16 protein-coding genes are annotated in these 15,407 nt (G+C 61.1%); 10 read left to right on the top strand and 6 right to left on the bottom strand.

Going from position 1 to position 15,407, the window contains the following annotated elements; translation table 11 throughout:
* Window positions 1-4 precede the first annotated feature (4 nt).
* Entirely contained in the window at window positions 5-316 is a 312-nt protein-coding gene (gene hfq / locus BLW03_RS06835) for an RNA chaperone Hfq (protein ID WP_074652923.1), read from the bottom strand.
* A gap of 353 nt (window positions 317-669) precedes the next feature.
* On the opposite strand from hfq, the gene BLW03_RS06840 reads away from it, so the two are divergent.
* From BLW03_RS06840 to BLW03_RS06850, 3 genes are all read left to right on the top strand, one after another.
* The gene (locus BLW03_RS06840) at window positions 670-1,821 is read left to right on the top strand and encodes a DegT/DnrJ/EryC1/StrS family aminotransferase (RefSeq protein ID WP_074652924.1); all 1,152 of its coding nucleotides are present in this window, start codon (window positions 670-672) and stop codon (window positions 1,819-1,821) included.
* A 101-nt stretch (window positions 1,822-1,922) separates the two neighbouring features.
* Complete coding sequence (kdsA, locus tag BLW03_RS06845) at window positions 1,923-2,786, top strand: 3-deoxy-8-phosphooctulonate synthase (RefSeq protein ID WP_074652925.1); 864 nt, start codon at window positions 1,923-1,925, stop codon at window positions 2,784-2,786.
* 27 nt (window positions 2,787-2,813) lie between these two features.
* Window positions 2,814-3,782: a KpsF/GutQ family sugar-phosphate isomerase gene (locus tag BLW03_RS06850; protein ID WP_244501988.1), complete on the top strand. Its 969-nt coding sequence runs from the start codon at window positions 2,814-2,816 to the stop codon at window positions 3,780-3,782.
* A gap of 28 nt (window positions 3,783-3,810) precedes the next feature.
* On the opposite strand, the gene BLW03_RS06855 is transcribed toward BLW03_RS06850, so the two are convergent.
* The 4 genes from BLW03_RS06855 to BLW03_RS06870 all read right to left on the bottom strand — a co-directional run bounded on the left by BLW03_RS06855 (window position 3,811) and on the right by BLW03_RS06870 (window position 7,840).
* A complete protein-coding gene (locus BLW03_RS06855; RefSeq protein ID WP_139285126.1) occupies window positions 3,811-4,863 on the bottom strand; it encodes a carboxypeptidase-like regulatory domain-containing protein in 1,053 nt (350 codons plus the stop codon).
* A gap of 101 nt (window positions 4,864-4,964) precedes the next feature.
* Window positions 4,965-6,149 (bottom strand): SH3 domain-containing protein, encoded by a 1,185-nt coding sequence (locus BLW03_RS06860; protein WP_074652926.1) that lies wholly within the window; start codon window positions 6,147-6,149, stop codon window positions 4,965-4,967.
* Window positions 6,150-6,186: 37 nt separating this feature from the next.
* Complete coding sequence (locus BLW03_RS06865; RefSeq protein ID WP_074652927.1) at window positions 6,187-7,293, bottom strand: lactonase family protein; 1,107 nt, start codon at window positions 7,291-7,293, stop codon at window positions 6,187-6,189.
* A gap of 115 nt (window positions 7,294-7,408) precedes the next feature.
* Window positions 7,409-7,840 carry a Fur family transcriptional regulator gene (locus tag BLW03_RS06870; RefSeq protein ID WP_074652928.1) on the bottom strand — a complete coding sequence of 144 codons (432 nt, stop codon included), beginning with the start codon at window positions 7,838-7,840 and terminating at the stop codon, window positions 7,409-7,411.
* Window positions 7,841-8,003: 163 nt separating this feature from the next.
* On the opposite strand from BLW03_RS06870, the gene BLW03_RS06875 reads away from it, so the two are divergent.
* From BLW03_RS06875 to BLW03_RS06905, 7 genes are all read left to right on the top strand, one after another.
* Window positions 8,004-8,432, top strand: a complete 429-nt coding sequence (locus BLW03_RS06875) for a DUF2203 domain-containing protein (RefSeq protein ID WP_074652929.1) — start codon at window positions 8,004-8,006, stop codon at window positions 8,430-8,432.
* A gap of 109 nt (window positions 8,433-8,541) precedes the next feature.
* Entirely contained in the window at window positions 8,542-9,048 is a 507-nt protein-coding gene (locus BLW03_RS06880) for a twin-arginine translocase TatA/TatE family subunit (RefSeq protein ID WP_074652930.1), read from the top strand.
* Window positions 9,041-9,814, top strand: coding sequence for a twin-arginine translocase subunit TatC (gene tatC / locus BLW03_RS06885; RefSeq protein WP_083350374.1), 774 nt, complete (start codon window positions 9,041-9,043; stop codon window positions 9,812-9,814). The genes BLW03_RS06880 and tatC overlap by 8 nt, the downstream gene beginning before the upstream one ends.
* A 182-nt stretch (window positions 9,815-9,996) precedes the next feature.
* Window positions 9,997-10,914, top strand: a complete 918-nt coding sequence (locus BLW03_RS06890) for a TerC/Alx family metal homeostasis membrane protein (RefSeq protein WP_074652931.1) — start codon at window positions 9,997-9,999, stop codon at window positions 10,912-10,914.
* A gap of 199 nt (window positions 10,915-11,113) precedes the next feature.
* Complete coding sequence (aroB, locus tag BLW03_RS06895) at window positions 11,114-12,238, top strand: 3-dehydroquinate synthase (RefSeq protein ID WP_074652932.1); 1,125 nt, start codon at window positions 11,114-11,116, stop codon at window positions 12,236-12,238.
* Window positions 12,235-12,990 carry a bifunctional demethylmenaquinone methyltransferase/2-methoxy-6-polyprenyl-1,4-benzoquinol methylase UbiE gene (gene ubiE, locus BLW03_RS06900; RefSeq protein WP_074652933.1) on the top strand — a complete coding sequence of 252 codons (756 nt, stop codon included), beginning with the start codon at window positions 12,235-12,237 and terminating at the stop codon, window positions 12,988-12,990. The genes aroB and ubiE overlap by 4 nt, the downstream gene beginning before the upstream one ends.
* A 124-nt stretch (window positions 12,991-13,114) precedes the next feature.
* Complete coding sequence (locus BLW03_RS06905) at window positions 13,115-14,161, top strand: NAD(P)-dependent alcohol dehydrogenase (protein WP_074652934.1); 1,047 nt, start codon at window positions 13,115-13,117, stop codon at window positions 14,159-14,161.
* Between the two features lie 226 nt (window positions 14,162-14,387).
* Here the strand turns inward: BLW03_RS06905 and BLW03_RS06910 are convergent, their stop codons facing one another.
* Window positions 14,388-15,347, bottom strand: a complete 960-nt coding sequence (locus BLW03_RS06910) for a sugar phosphate isomerase/epimerase family protein (protein WP_074652935.1) — start codon at window positions 15,345-15,347, stop codon at window positions 14,388-14,390.
* Window positions 15,348-15,407 lie beyond the last annotated feature (60 nt).

The following is a 15,407-nucleotide window of genomic DNA, read 5'->3' on the forward strand; positions in this document are numbered from 1 at the left end:
GCGCTCAGGAGCCGACCGTTCCGCCCATCGCCTCGGCGCCCTCAAGCGCAGACTCACTGCGCGGAGTGCTGTGGCTGGCATGGGAGCGGTCGCTATGAAGTGCGCCGCCGCGCGTGGATACCACCGTGGAGATGGCATGCTTGAAGATCAATTGCTCTTGGGCGTTGTTCTCAAGAAGAACAGAGTACTTATCGAACGACCGGATCTTGCCCGTCAACTTGACGCCACTAACCAGGTAGATGGTGACTGCACTCTTATCTTTACGGACGGTATTAAGAAAGGTGTCCTGAATATTCTGTGCCGGCTTGGAATCCATGTGCCGATCTCCCCTTTTTCTTGCGCTGCATACGTGCGCGCGCTGTCAAATGTACTGCCTCTAAGAAAAACCTGAACGACTCGCTTTGGCAGATCGTCTTCGGTTGAGCACAAGGGCCGATGCCCCCAAGACCCTACACAATACGGGGACAACCCTAACCCTGGCAAGGGTAAACCTACCACGGAACGGCGAGCGATTGACCCCGAGGTGTTAGACGCAGGTTATCGCCCGACGACACGGCCCATTTTGGGCCATCCTTGGAAATTATTGATAGAGTGCCATGTCGCCGTGCGCTATTCCACGTATCGAACTCAATGCGCCCTTTTACCGCGATGACGATACCATCAACGGTGATGTCTTCAACCGATTTCGCTCCCGTCCCAATCCTCGACCTCAGCCGCCAATACGCCACCGTGGGCGACGAGATCGGGCGCGCCATCGCCGACGTCTGCGCGGGCGGCCGCTTCATTCTGGGTCGCGAGGTCAGCGACTTCGAAGCCGCCTTCACCCGCACGACGGGTGCAACGGAAGCTGTGGGCTGCGCGAGCGGGACCGATGCTCTCTGGCTGGCCATGGCTGCACTGGGTGTTGGCGAGGGCGCGGCCGTGGTCACTACGCCGTTCTCGTTCTTCGCGACCGTCAGCAGCATCCTTCGGGCGGGAGCGCGGCCGGTGCTGGCCGACATCGACCCCATCAGCTTCAACATCTCTGCGGATGCCGTGGCAGATGCCGTGGCTGCCAACCCCGACGTCCGTGCGGTCATACCCGTTCATCTCTACGGCCAGTGCGCGGACTGGGATGCGCTGGCACCCCTGGCGAAAAAGCACGGGCTGCTGACGATCGAGGATGCCGCACAGGCTTTCGGTGCCAGTTGGAGCGGCACCGAGGCGGGAGCGCTCGGCGATGCGGGTGCCTTCTCCTTCTACCCCACCAAGAACCTGAGCGCGTGGGGCGATGCAGGCCTGACCACCTTCCGCGATGCCGCCGCCGGCGAACGAGCCCGCGCGCTGCGTGCCCACGGCATGCGCCGCCGCTACTATCACGACGAGGTCGGCTGGAACTCGCGCCTGGATACCGTTCAGGCGGCCGTGTTGCTGGTGAAGATGAAGTACATCGCACAGTGGAATGAGGACCGCCGCAGCGTCGCCGCACGCTATGCCGCAATGTTTGCCGACACAAATCTGGTGGGGACGGTAGCAGATGGTGGCATCGTCCTGCCCACGGCCGACTCGCGCGGCGTGCACGTCTGGCATCAGTACGTCATCCGCACGCCACGCCGCGATGAACTACGCGCGCACCTGGCGTCACTCAAGATTGGCAGTGAGATTTACTATCCGGTGCCGCTGCACATGCAGGACGCGCTGCAGAACCTGGGCTATCGCGCAGGCCAGTTCCCCGAGAGCGAGAAGGCTGCGCGCGAAGTGCTGGCACTGCCGATCTATCCAGAGCTTCGCGAGGGTGAGCAGATCCGCGTGGTTGAAGCGATTCAGGGCTTCCTCCGATAGCAGGCTTTCCCCAACTCCCAGGTCGTGATCGTGTGCGAGTGCAGCGGAGTCGAAAAGGACAACCCGAAGTGGGCGAGCCTGACGCACTAAGATGGAATGCGATGAGCTCAACCGTAACCGTCGGCAACGTCACCTTCAGCAATCGATCCCCTCTGGCGTTGATCGCCGGCCCGTGCCAGATGGAGAGCCGAGCCCATGCGCTGGAGACGGCATCTGCGCTGAAGGAGATCACGTCGAAGCTGGGCCTCGGCCTGGTCTATAAAAGCAGCTTCGACAAAGCCAATCGCACCAGCGCCAATGCGCAGCGGGGCATCGGGCTTGAGGCTTCGCTACCGATTTTCGCCGAAATCCGCGAGACGCTCGGCCTGTCGACACTAACGGATGTGCACGAGAGCTGGCAGTGCGAGCCTGTCGCTGATGCCGTGGATGTCTTGCAGATTCCTGCGTTTCTTTGCCGTCAGACCGACCTGCTGCTGGCCGCCGCCGCTACGGGCCGCACGGTGAATGTGAAGAAGGGCCAGTTTCTCTCGCCGCCGGAGATGGCCCATGTCGTCAACAAGTTGAAAGATGCAGCGGGCGGCGTGCTGGTGACAGAGCGCGGCACGACCTTCGGCTACAACACGCTGGTGACCGACATGCGATCGCTGCCTGTACTGGCACAGACCGGAGCGCCGGTGATCTTCGACGCGACGCACTCGGTGCAGCAGCCCGGCGGCTTAAACGGCGCCAGCGGCGGCCAGCGCGAATTTGTGCCGGTGCTGGCACGCGCGGCCGTCAGCGTTGGTGTGGCGGGCGTCTTCATCGAGACACATCCCGACCCCGATCATGCGCCGAGTGATGGACCGAACATGATCGCGTTGAAAGATATGGAAGCGCTGCTGCGCGACCTGATGGCCTTCGACACACTGTCCAAGAGTCTGACGGCGCGTTCGGCCGATCCTGCGAACGCACCTTCTTGCAGCTAAAGGGTGCTTAAGGCGAGGACAGTCATTGTGAGCAACGAAGCCCGGCAGAGCGCAGCAGACACGATCGCGTGTGAGATTCGCGGTCTGGAAGCACTGCGGAATGCCTTCGGGGGACCGCTTGGCGCTGCGTTCGAACGCGCTGTCGAAGCCCTGACAAATGCACCCGGCCGCGTCATCGTCACAGGCGTCGGCAAGAGCGGGCACATTGCTCGCAAGATCGCGGCAACCCTGGCTTCCACCGGTAAGCCCGCGCACTTCGTGCATCCCTCGGACGCGAGCCACGGCGACCTGGGCATGGTGCGCCCGGACGATGTCGTCATGGCGCTGTCGTGGTCCGGCGAAACTGCAGAGCTATCCGACATTGTTGCCTATACGCGCCGCTTCGGCGTAACGCTGATCGCCAGCACCGGAAGTGCAGAGAGCACGCTGGCGCGCGCTGCGGACATCGTTCTGGCCATGCCCTCCTGCGACGAGGCGTGCAGTGACCTGCTCGCTCCCACGACCAGCACCACGATGCAGCTCGCATTGGGCGATGCGCTGGCCGTTGCGTTGCTCGACCGTGGCAGCTTCAGCGCGGAAGACTTTCGTACACTGCATCCTGGCGGACGCCTGGGTGCGCGTCTGCTCCGCGTCAGCGCGCTGATGCACACGGGCGACGAACTGCCGTTGGTCACAGAAGATGCCTCGCTTCAAGAGGCGATCGTCCGCATGACCGGTGGTCGATTCGGCATGACCGGCGTGGTGAATACCGATGGAACGCTCGTGGGTGTTATCACCGATGGCGATCTGCGACGTGCATTCACGCGTGGCTTCCAGGATCGACCGGCAACGGAAGTCATGGGCCGCTCGCCACGCACGATCGCACCCGACGAACTTGCTCAGGCCGCGCTCGCACGCATGAATGCTGAAGGCATCACCAGCCTCTTCGTGCTGGACCACGGTCGTGTAACAGGCGTGCTGCACGTGCACGACCTACTGCGTGCCGGCCTGGTCTGAAACGAGAGGAATTCGGATCATTGACGCGCTAATGGTTGTCGATCGGATCGGGCAGCGGTGCGGAAGCGGGACGGTGCGGCGTGAGCTTTGGCACCACGAACTCCTGCATGATGGCGGCAAAGGCGCCGAAGGCTGAACCAAGCGCCGCGTTCGTCAAAGTCAAACCGGCTCCGTTCCGATTCGCGGCCGGGTAGTACAGATTCGAGATACCGGCAGACGCGAAATTACCGAGGACGCTCGAATAGTTGAATTCGCGTCTCCCATCGTCACCCCGGCAGACGAAGACGCTGGCAATGGCGTGCTTCGCCCGAGACGTTTTGGTGCCGGTTCCCTGCCAGTAGTACCGCGGATCCTGGTGAAAGATGACTGGCAGGATCGCGCCGCCGAGGAAGGTGCTGACGGCGCCGTCCGCGAAGTTCGCACCATAACGTTGTGCGTACCCCTTGCCGTCGTAGCCCCAGCCATTGACGCCGCCGGTCGCCTGCTCAATGCCCGCGGCCACGCCGCTGCCGAGAAACGACACCGGGTCGAGCGTCGATCTCCAGGCAAGATGGAACTTCTGCTTTGTTGTGAGCGGAGCGGGATTCCGAAAGTAGACGACGTAGAAGTTTGGAATAACGCCGAGTACGCGCTGCTTCTCTTCTGCGGCGAGCTGTGCCACCGCGATGTCATGGGATGAAGCAACCACCGAAACCGAGGTGGCGACCGTAGCGGGGAGGGCCAGGGGCTCCAGTTCCTTCTGTTCCGCGGTGGCCAGCGTGCCCTCTTCCACCTCGGCCTCAAAGCCGCTCGCAGCGGCGCGGACCGTGTAGTGTCCGGCGGCCAGGCCGTAGACATGGAAGGTGCCGGAACTGTCTGCCAGTTGAGCCGTGGTACGGCCGCTCGCGGTGACCTCGACGTGCGCGCCGGGGAGCAGCCCACCCTCCTGGTCAGTGATCACACCGGTCAAGGAAGCGTTGCTGTCGGCCTTGGGCCCGTCGGGAAGTGTTGATTCCACCACTGCACCGCCCTGCTGGCCTGCGCAGATGCGCACGCAGAGGCAAACCACTAGCGCGGCCACCGGTCCACGGATGCGAAACATGCTCAAGTAGACGCCGCGCAATCGGAAGAGTTCTCGCCCACAACAAATAAACCGCGCGCTGGCGAGGCTTTCATTCCGCTTTTGGCGCGGGGGACTTCCGGTCACTTCTTTTTCTTCTTGTCTTTCTTTTCGATGGGCGCAAGCTGCGCTTCGGCCGGTGCCGTAGTTCCAGGTGCAAGGACACGTCGAGTAATATTGCCCTCAAGCCGATATGTCTTGGTGACTAACTGAGCCTTCGAGGGCCGGATCTGCCCCGTCGCCGGGTCTGGCTGCGGAACGGGCGCACCAGCTGCCAGCACCGTGTACGTGTAGGAAGGGGCAGGGCCGGTCGCGGGGATGCGGTCGTGTGCCGGTGTGCCGGGATCGATACCAATCTTGACCGGCAGATAGCCCAGGATGTTCCGGTCGCGGTTCGCCGTCTCATAGCGATGCTTCTTCAGGTTCCAGGAGAAGACGCGGATCTGGTTGAAGTCGTACGGCAGCCCCGCCTGGTACGGACTGTAGACAGCCACGTATTGCGGCACTTCCTGGCTGGCGCCTTCCACCGTCGGGTCGACGACCTTGTTCAGAACGTAAGCGCCGACGATGCGCTGGCCTTCGGAGTAGCGCGTGATGGACTCTGGCGCGTCGGTATCGAGCATGCGGCTGACCATCCAGCCTGTGCGATTCTTGCTGTCGCGGACCAGCCACCAGTCGTCCATGGCGGGCGGCGGAGGGGGTACCGGAGCAGCCCCCGGAATGGGCCTCCCAGCCTTGTCTTTCGGTATCTGGGCCGTGGGCGGAGGTGTGCCCGGCGGCAGCGGTTTCAGGGTGCTGGCGCGCTCCAGCAGCTTCAGCTTTTCACCTTCATCCAGGCGGTACAACTTATCCGTGGCGAGACCCGGTGATGCGTGCAGGTAGACATCGTCACGCACGGTGCCGGTCGCTACGAATGGCTCGTCCTTGTGGGCCTTGCCCAGGTCTTCGAACTCGGTGGCAACCTTCTCCGTTGCAACGGCGCGCTCATCAATCCAGCCAATCTCGCCGGCATCGGTCTTCACGCGGTAGAAGCGGCGGTTCTGTTCCAGGATCTCGAGGCGCTGGCCGTTCACTACGTTTCCCGTACGGTTCGACACCGCGGCAATACGATCTCGCAGGAACGTCGCCTTCGAGGTGACGTACACATAGTGTGTGAATGGCTTGGGCTTAAGGCTGCTGCAACCGGTCAGCAGCAGCGGCAACAGCACAGCAGCGGCAACGGAACGCAGGGTCTGGCGACGGAAAATCGATAAAGGCTGAAAAGGCATCCGAGCAGGTTTGAGGATAGCATCGCATTCCGCGTTGCTAATGGGATAGCGCCAACACGCTGGCGTTCGTACCAGTCGCGGCCGAACTCACGGAATACAGTCGGCCCAGGTTCGTGGCATCGAAGCCGTACAGCGACAGGTCCGGCGAGCCAGAGTAAGAGGCCGCCAGCAACCACTTCCCTGTCGAGTCCGCACCGAGCGACTGCACCGCGACACCCGAAGAGAACGGAGAGCCGGCAATCGCTGTCAGCGCGGCATTGGTGCCGATGTTGTAGCCGCTGATGGTGCCGTCCGTGCGGTTCGCCACGTAGACGTACTTGTTCGTATTGTCCAGAACGACAGAATAGGGCTGCGCTCCTGCCGCGTACGTGGTCGAGGTTGTAGGCGTCAGGTTCCCGTTACTTCCTACCGTGCTGACCACCAGGCCCGGATTACTGCCGGATCGGGCCTCATAAAGGTAGGTGCTGGTGCTGTCGATTGCGATGCCGTTATCGCTGGTGGTGCCGGGAGGCGTGGTCTGCGTCAGCAGTGCCAGTGCGCCCGTTGTGGTGTTGAAGCTGAAGACCAGTTCGCCCGCCGTACCCATCGCCGCGACAACGTAGGCGCCACTGGGCGCAATGCGCAACTGCTGCGGGATGACGGTGCCGCTGGCGGTAAAGCCAATACCGCTGTTGGGCCCTGGCGTCAGCGTTCCATCCGTGTTGATGGCGAACAAGTCAATCGAATTGCCGCTACCATCCAGGACCATCATCCACTTACCGTCAGGCGACACCTGCATGTCCGTGCAGATGGCATTGGCAATTGCGTTGCCGCTGCTCATTGCGGCAAGCGTACCGTCGGACGCAATGGTGTAGCCGTAGATCGCCGAGACCGTGCCGACCCACAGAAATTTGTTGTCGCGGCTGACGACCAGCGCTGTCGGCGGCAGGCCCAGCGTAATCGGCGAACCTGACAGGGCCGCCAGAGTACCAGTCGTGGAGATGCCAAGACCGGTGACCGTATTCGATCCGGTGTTGGCTACAAACGCATAGTTGGTGGCGGAAGTACCAGTGGTAGTGCCGGTCGTGGAGTCCTTCTGAAAAAAGCCGTTGCAACCCGAGATGGGCAGCAGGCAAAGCAACAAAAGCGACGGCTTGATCCGCATGAACTTGATGGTAATGCTCCGCATCGGGGTAGGGCGGAAGACCGCGCTAACGCATTGGACGAGCCAGCGCCCAAATCGAATCACGCCGCTCTGTGCTTTTCGCCGCTTTCAGGAACTAGTTGGGCCGCGCCTGGCAGTCCGTGCAAATGCCAATCACATCGACTGAGATGCGTTCCACCAGGAAGCCGCCGGGCAGCACCGTCTGCGAAGTTTGCAGCGTTAGTTCGTCGTCGGGCAGGTCAGCTACCTTCCTGCAGATGCTGCACACCATGTGGTGATGCGGCACCTTATTCATCTCAACGCGCAGAGTGCCGTGATGGATGGAGAGTTCGCGGAAGACGCCGCTCTCAACAAAAAGGTGGATGTTCTTGTACACGGTTGCCAGTGAGATCGAAGGGATGCGCCGCTTGACCGCTGCGAATACCTCTTCCGGCGATGGGTGGCCGTACATGCCCTGCATCGTCTCGTACAGAACCTGTCGCTGGTGTGTCACGGCGATACCGTGCTGCGAGCAGAGTTCCCGGAATGTTCTTAAACCGTCAGGCATGGCATCTTCAAGTAGAAACGCCGGTCCCCCGGGTGTCAATACACATATGGCGGATGCGTTTCTCGCGCAGGCCAGACGCGGACGACCGGTCCGGCTTTTCCACCGTCCAATGGGCAGTACGCCGGTAGACTGACCGGAACGCACGGCTTGCGAGGAGGTGCACATGCGGACATTTACCCTGCCGGAGGCACAAACACTGCTGCCCGTGCTGGATTCGCTGCTGCAGCGCGCGCAGGCCGCGGCAACTGTCGCCACGACCCGCGAAAATGCGCTTCGAGGCCTGTCGCAGGCCATCTTCCTCTCCGGTGGTCTGCGGGTGGACCTGCCTGAAGTGGCGCGCATTAAGGCGGAACACTCCGCCGCCATCACCGAAGCCAAGGACACGCTGGAGGAGATCAGCTCTATCGGTGTTGAAGTGCACGACCTGGCCGGCGGCCTGCTCGAGTTCCCCTTCCAGCTTGGGGACGAGATCGTCATGCTCTGCTGGCTCCAGGGAGACAAGAACATCACGCAGTGGCACTCGGCAGAGTCTGGTTGGGACGAACGGCAGCCGCTGGATGACCGCTTCACCCGCGGCGACCGACCCCAGTAACGGAGACGATTCAGCAAGTTAGAACGTCAGGGTTTCCGACGTTGCCGACGGCACCGGAAACCGCTACCGCCACCACCAATCCCCCCGACTTGCTATTCTTGTTTTCACGATGCCCAGCTTAGGCGATTCCATCTTCATCTTCGTGCTGGCCCTGATGCTTGTGGGCCCCAAGAACCTGCCAAAGCTGGCACGCCAGCTCGGCAAGTTGATGGCCGAGTTCCGTCGCGCCTCCAACGAGTTCCGTATGCAGATGGAAGATGAGCTGCGCGTCGAGGAACAGAAGGAACACCAGGCGAAAGTAGCGGCCATGCCCGGCCCCCCGTCGACTCTTCCGGACCCCGAACATCCGCACCTGCCGGCGCCCACGCCAAACTTCGACGAGACACCCGCCATCGACACAACCCCCATGCCGATCGCCGAAGCTGGCGAACTGAAAATGATGCCGCCCTCCACCGGCCTGCCCGTGCAGAGCGGCGCCTACGGCACGGCCCCGCATATCAGTCCGGAGGGTGCAGCGGTCGAGTCCAGCGAAATCCCGGAGCACACCATCCACCAGACCTCCGCCGGTATCAGCAGCGAAGAGCCAGTAGCGGAAGCGAGCACCAACCATGCCTGATGTGATCGACAAAGCACGCGAGGCCGTTCAGGAACGCGCGGAACTGCCGGGCATGAGCCTGATGGAGCATCTGACCGAATTGCGCACGCGCCTCATCCGGTCCTCCATCGCGCTGGTGATCTGCTTCTTCATCGCCTACATCTTCCATGAGAAGCTGTTCGCCATCATCACCGCCCCTATCGATGCGCTGCACTACCCGCTGAACTATACGCATCCGACCGATCCGCTGAATCTGTACCTCAAGACATCGCTCTACGGCGGCGCCATTATCGCAGCGCCGTTCATCCTCTACCAGATCTGGCTCTTCATCTCGCCCGGCATGTATTCGAACGAGAAGAAATACGTCATTCCCTTCATGGTGGCGACGGTCACGCTCTTCTTTGGTGGAGCTTACTTCGGCTATCACTGGGTACTGCCGTCTGCGCTGAAGATGCTGATCGGCGACTTTGGCCATCGCTTCCACCCGATCATCACCATCGAGGATTACAACAGCTTCTTCCTCTCGATCATCTTTGGCCTGGGCATTACGTTTGAGCTGCCGATCCTGATCTTCTTCCTGGCGCTCTTCGGCATCGTGGATGGACGCTTCCTGGTGAAGCATATGCGCTACGCGATCCTGATCATCTTCATCATCGCGGCCATCATCTGCCCACTGCCCGACCCGCTGAGCATGTGCCTTTTTGCCGCACCCATGCTGGTGCTCTACGCCCTGAGCGTAGGCGTGGCCTTCGCCGTAAGTCCGAAGAAAAAAGAGATTCCTGCATAGTGCGCGCCGGTAACTCCGGGTGCCCCACATCTCCCCTCTGAGATGTGGGGTTTCTATTTGCACCCAATAAGTGCCACGAAGAGTAGATCAAACTCGCCCCCTGTCTCAGAGGTGAGAGGGGGCTCCCGCTTCGAGCGCGAAGACAATGCGCCAATTCGTGACGCGAGCGCATCTGACTCATCATGCCTAACGCCCAGCCTATCGACTGGATCGTCTTCCATGCGCTCCTGTTAGTCCTGTTGGGACTCGAAGTCCTGCTGCTTCACAAGACCACGCCAGAGACCGCGCCGCGCCGCTCCTACGCTGCGACCGCGCTCTGGATCCTGGGCGCGATCGCCTTTGGCGGATGGGTCTACGTCCGCATGCACCCACAGCTCGGCCAGGAATTCCTCGCGGGCTACGCGCTGGAAGAGTCGCTGTCGATCGATAATCTGTTCGTCTTCCTGCTGCTCTTCAAGAGCTTCCGCGTTGAGCCTGCGAAGCAGCGCCGCGTGCTCTTCTGGGGCATTCTCGGTGCGGTCATTCTGAGAGCCGGCTTCATCGTCGCGGGCGTGGAACTGCTGGCGAAGTTTGACTGGGTCACCTACATCTTCGCTGTCGTGCTCTTGATCGCAGCCGTGCGATTGGTTTTACCGGAAGATCACGAACACCCGAAGAAGCCTGGCTGGCAGACATGGCTGGAGAAGCGCCAGCCCATCTCTCTTTCGCAGGACGCCTTCACGTCGGTCGAAAACGGCCGCCGCATTCCCACCGTGCTGATGCTGGCTCTAGTGGGCATCGCGTTTGCGGACTTCGTCTTTGCGCTCGACTCCATTCCCGCCGTCCTCTCGATCACGCGACACACATTCATCGCATACACATCGAACATCCTCGCGGTCATGGGACTGCGCTCGCTCTTCTTCGTGCTGACCCACGCGCTGGGCAAGCTGGCTTATCTACACTATGGTCTCGCCGCCGTGCTGGCCTTCGCCGCGGGCAAGATGCTTGCCGCACCATGGATCGACGTCACGCCAATGATCTCGCTCGTGGTGATCTTCGCGATTCTGGCCGTGACGATCGTGGTGTCGTTGCTGCTCGAACGCAAGCAGAAGACTGCATAGACGGGTGGCCCATTCTTTCGCGGCGTTATCGCGAATGGGTGGGCTGTGTATCCGGGAGTGCCATTGTCTTCCCGTGAATCCAATCCTGGGAACTGAGGGTCGCGCTTTGCACGATATCCACGCTTTGCTTCGCAAAGAACGGGGCACCCGGATTGGTGGGGCACTCTGACCGAACCCGGCAGGCCTGCGATAATCAGTTGTGAGCGAAATTCGCGTCGAAGCCGCATCGGCTAACTACTCCGTACATATTGGGCAAAACCTTTTGCCGTCTTTGGCCGCGCAATCGGTCGCGCTGGCGAAGAAAGTTTCGCGCGTCTTCATCATCACGTCGCCCGATATCGATAAGCTATGGGGCGAACCTGTCCGCCGCGGCTTTGACGCGCTTGCTGTGCCCTATAAGACACTTCTGATTCCCGCAGGAGAGCAGCACAAGCGTCTGTCGACCATCGAGCGCCTGCTGGAAGAACTGGCAGAAAACGGTGCCGACCGGGACGCGCTTCTGGTGGCTCTTGGCGGCGGCGTTCTGGGTGACATGACAGGCTTCCTCGCTGCCATCTACATGCGTGGTGTGGCATTTGTGCAAGCCCCGACAACACTGCTGTCGCAGGTGGATTCCTCCGTCGGCGGCAAGACCGGAGCGAACCTGAAGGCGGGCAAGAATCTTGTCGGTGCTTTTTACCATCCACTGGCTGTCTTCGCCGATCTGGACACGCTGAAGACGCTGCCTCCGCGCGAGCTGCACGCTGGTTTGCAGGAGTGTGTGAAGGCTGGCGTGATCCGCGACAGCGCGCTCTTTGACTACATGGAGAAGAACGTCGATCTGGTACGCAGCGGCGATCTCGCAGCCATCGCACATGTCGTGAATGCCAGTGTGCAGATGAAGGCAGACGTCGTCGCCGCGGACGAGCGCGAAAGCGGCCTGCGCATGATCCTGAACTTCGGCCACACCGTCGGACATGCGATTGAAGCGGCCACGCACTACAAGGGTCTGCTGCACGGCGAAGCGATCGGCTGGGGCATGATCGCTGCGGCCCGCCTGAGTGAAGCGCGCGGTGTCCTGAGCGAAGCCGATGCGCAACGCATCATCGATCTGGTCTACGCTTATAGCGACCTGCCACGCTTCAACGTGACGGCAGAGCGCCTGGTGATGCTGACCGGCAGCGATAAGAAGAAGCGCAGCGGTACCCTGTCATTCATCGTGCCGACAGCAATCGGAAAGGTCGACATCGTCACCGACGTGACCGATGTCGAGCTCCAGGAAGCCGTCGAGCAGATGCTGGTGGAGATGCGCGCCCGTCCCATTCCGCCACCGGTGCTGCCGTGAGTACGTCAGGACCGACTCTGGGCGCGAGGCCCGAGGGCACCGCGAACAACACAGAAGCGGCGGATGCCGTGCAGCGCATGTTCGACGAGATTGCACCGCAATACGACCGTGCAAACCACGTCCTGAGCATGGGGATGGATCGCGTCTGGTGGAATCGTGCCGCGCGCCGTTTTGACGCGACGCTGAAGCGGCCTGACGCGCGAGTGCTGGACCTTTGCTGCGGTACCGGTGACATGACGGCAGCCCTGCTGGCGCGGCGTCCTGCTGAGAATGCTCAGCCGCTACTCGCTGTGGACTTCTCGCACGAAATGATCGAACGCGGTCGCGAAAAGATGCGGGGGAAGGCCGTCGAATTCGTCGAAGACGATGCGCTGAATCTGCACATCGAGGACGGCTCGCTGGACTTGGTGGTCAGTGCCTTTGGCTTCCGCAATCTGGCGGACTACGCGGCAGGCCTGGCCGAAATACGGCGTGTCCTGAAGCCCGGCGGCGAAATCGGCATCTTGGACTTCAGCATGCCGCCCCCACCGCTGGACAGCGCCTATCGCCTGTACTTTCGGCATGTCTTGCCGCGCATCGGTGGCATGATCTCCGGCAGCACCTCGTCCTATGAATATCTGCCCGAAAGCGTCGAGCGCTTCCCGAAACCGCAGGCCTTCTGCGGCATGATGCGCCAGGCGGGCTTTGCGGATGCGGCATGGAAGCCCTATCTCTTCGGCATCGCGGGACTGTGGAGCGCACGCGCCGTCTAGGTGCATCGCGGGGTGTTGGTCGTACATCTAAATGCGGTATAACACCTGACGATGAGTAGTCGGATGGACCCGCCGGCTGTGTAACCGAAACAGCATCTGAACGATCCCAACAGGAGTCACCACCATGCCCCAGGCATCCGGATACGCCGCTCAGTCGGCGAAGGCACCGCTCGCGCCCTTTAGCTTTGAACGCCGCGAACCGCGCGAGCACGACGTCAACATCGAGATCAAATTCTGCGGCATCTGCCACAGCGACATTCACCAGGCACGTGACGAATGGGGCGGCAGCATCTTCCCCATGGTTCCGGGCCACGAGATCGCCGGCATCGTCACCTCCGTCGGCAGTGGCGTCACCAAGTTCAAGGTAGGCGACAAGGTTGGTGTGGGCTGCTTCGTCGATAGCTGTCGCCAGTGCGCGGAGTGCGTGAAGGGCGAGGATAACTACTGCCTCGTCGGCATGAATGCCACCTACAACGGTCGCGAGAAGGATGGCACGCCAACGTACGGCGGTTACTCCGACCACATCGTCGTCGATGAGAATTACGTCCTCAGCATCCCGGACAATCTGCCGCTCGATGCCGCTGCACCGCTGCTGTGTGCTGGCATCACGCTGTACAGCCCGCTGAAGCACTGGAATGCAGGCCCCGGCAAGAAGGTCGGCATCGTCGGCCTTGGCGGTCTTGGCCACATGGGTGTGAAGCTCTCGCACGCACTCGGTGCGCAGACGGTCGTTCTGAGCCAGAGCATGAAGAAGGCAGACGACGCCAAGCGCCTGGGCGCGGACGAGTTCTATGCCATGAGCGATCCGGAGACGGCGAAAAAGCTCGCAGGTAGCTTCGACCTGATCATCAGCACCGTTGGCGTGGCGATGGACTTCGGTCCTTACCTCGCCATGCTGAAGAAGGACGGTGCGATGGTCCTGGTGGGCGCTCCGGAAGACAGTTCCACGCTTAACTCCTTCTCGCTGATCGTTGGCCGCAAGTCGCTCGCCGGATCGATGATCGGTTCCATCAAGGAGACCCAGGAGATGCTGGATTTCTGCGGCGAGAAGAACATCGTCTCGGACATCGAGATCACACCGATCGACAAGGTGAACGAAGCCTACGAACGCATGCTGAAGAGCGATGTGCGCTATCGCTTCGTCATCGACCTGTCCACGTTGAAGGCGTAACTCAACTTAGCAACCACAGAGGCCGCATGCGGCCTCTGTCCTTTTGGAACTTACAAGAGACCTGTCATCCTGAGCGAAACGAAGCAGAGCGTAGTGCAGTCAAAGGACCTGCATTCTGTCAGTGACATCGCAAAGGTGCGCTGAAAACGGCCACATTTTCTCATAGCGAGCAATGCAGGACCTTCGACCACACTGCGCTTCAGGATGACAGCAGTGGAGTCTTGCGCTACGAGTTCAAGACCTTCCTTTCATAGTCCAACTCACGCCGCGTTTCAGCGATCACGTCACGGCCATCCGCGCCAACATACTCGAGTTCATAGAACGCTGGTATGGGCCATTTGTTATCGCGGATCAATTGCAACACTGCTTTGGTCGGTGCAACACCCTCGCCGAAAGGCACGCTGGCGCCTGCGTTTGCCTTGCGATCATGCACGTGAATGTTTGTGATATTTGCGTGCTGCTCCTTGAGAAACGCAACGGCATCAAAGCCTGCCGAAGCGAAGTGCGCAACATCAAGATTGATGCGGTAGTACGGCGAGAGCGCAAGCACGGTCCGGAAACTCTCGGGCGTGGTGATCTGGTCCGGATCCTCTTTGTCCGCGTGGCCATGAAAGGCGATGCGCATACCGTGCTTTGCAGCAAACGGCACCAGTCGCTTCGCGTCGGAGATCCGGCTGGACGCGGTGATCAGGTTCACCTTGAGCGCCTTTGCAGCCGCAAAACCGTACTCAATCTCCGCATCGTTCATCGTCGGTTCAAAGCTGTAGTTGAAGGCGAACAGGCGAACATTAGCGCTGGCGAAAGCATTGGCAATCTGCTGGAAATATCCCTGCGGCGGGCTGGTACGCCATGCCCGAAGCGCCATTCGCTTGGCAGCAATCTCGTCGTGGGAGGGCTTCGCTGGGGTTCCCTTCTCCACGTTTGGCAGCCACGCTCTCCAGTAGCCGTCTGCGAGCGGGAATGGCTCGATCTGCGGCGCCCACAACTCGCACAGGTCGACCCCAAGTGTCTTCATGGCGGTTGCCATCTCTTCAGCCGCTGCAACACCGCCCGTGCGCAGTTGATGGAAGGTAAAGCTCTGCAGGCCAAGCTGCACGCCGTGCGCCTGGAGTGCCTGCGTGGGTAAAGCGGTTGAAGCAAGCGCTGCAGCAAGCGCCCCGGTGAACTGTCGCCGATTCAGAACCATGGATCTATCCCTCCCTGCGGCGCTGATGCTCCAGCGGCAATCGCAGCCATCCTACCGTAG

Source organism: Terriglobus roseus, assembly GCF_900105625.1.
GTDB lineage: Bacteria > Acidobacteriota > Terriglobia > Terriglobales > Acidobacteriaceae > Terriglobus > Terriglobus roseus_B.

Excerpts from the sequence above, each read along its gene's own strand:
- tatC (WP_083350374.1), top strand. The coding sequence starts at position 9,041 with ATGCCTGATGTGATCGACAAAGCACGCGAGGCCGTTCAGGAACGCGCG.
- BLW03_RS06905 (WP_074652934.1), top strand. The coding sequence starts at position 13,115 with ATGCCCCAGGCATCCGGATACGCCGCTCAGTCGGCGAAGGCACCGCTC.
- BLW03_RS06840 (WP_074652924.1), top strand. The coding sequence starts at position 670 with ATGTCTTCAACCGATTTCGCTCCCGTCCCAATCCTCGACCTCAGCCGC.
- BLW03_RS06890 (WP_074652931.1), top strand. The coding sequence starts at position 9,997 with ATGCCTAACGCCCAGCCTATCGACTGGATCGTCTTCCATGCGCTCCTG.
- hfq (WP_074652923.1), bottom strand. The coding sequence starts at position 316 with ATGGATTCCAAGCCGGCACAGAATATTCAGGACACCTTTCTTAATACC.
- kdsA (WP_074652925.1), top strand. The coding sequence starts at position 1,923 with ATGAGCTCAACCGTAACCGTCGGCAACGTCACCTTCAGCAATCGATCC.
- BLW03_RS06860 (WP_074652926.1), bottom strand. The coding sequence starts at position 6,149 with ATGCCTTTTCAGCCTTTATCGATTTTCCGTCGCCAGACCCTGCGTTCC.
- BLW03_RS06865 (WP_074652927.1), bottom strand. The coding sequence starts at position 7,293 with ATGCGGATCAAGCCGTCGCTTTTGTTGCTTTGCCTGCTGCCCATCTCG.
- BLW03_RS06875 (WP_074652929.1), top strand. The coding sequence starts at position 8,004 with ATGCGGACATTTACCCTGCCGGAGGCACAAACACTGCTGCCCGTGCTG.
- BLW03_RS06910 (WP_074652935.1), bottom strand. The coding sequence starts at position 15,347 with ATGGTTCTGAATCGGCGACAGTTCACCGGGGCGCTTGCTGCAGCGCTT.
- BLW03_RS06855 (WP_139285126.1), bottom strand. The coding sequence starts at position 4,863 with ATGTTTCGCATCCGTGGACCGGTGGCCGCGCTAGTGGTTTGCCTCTGC.
- BLW03_RS06880 (WP_074652930.1), top strand. The coding sequence starts at position 8,542 with ATGCCCAGCTTAGGCGATTCCATCTTCATCTTCGTGCTGGCCCTGATG.
- BLW03_RS06870 (WP_074652928.1), bottom strand. The coding sequence starts at position 7,840 with ATGCCTGACGGTTTAAGAACATTCCGGGAACTCTGCTCGCAGCACGGT.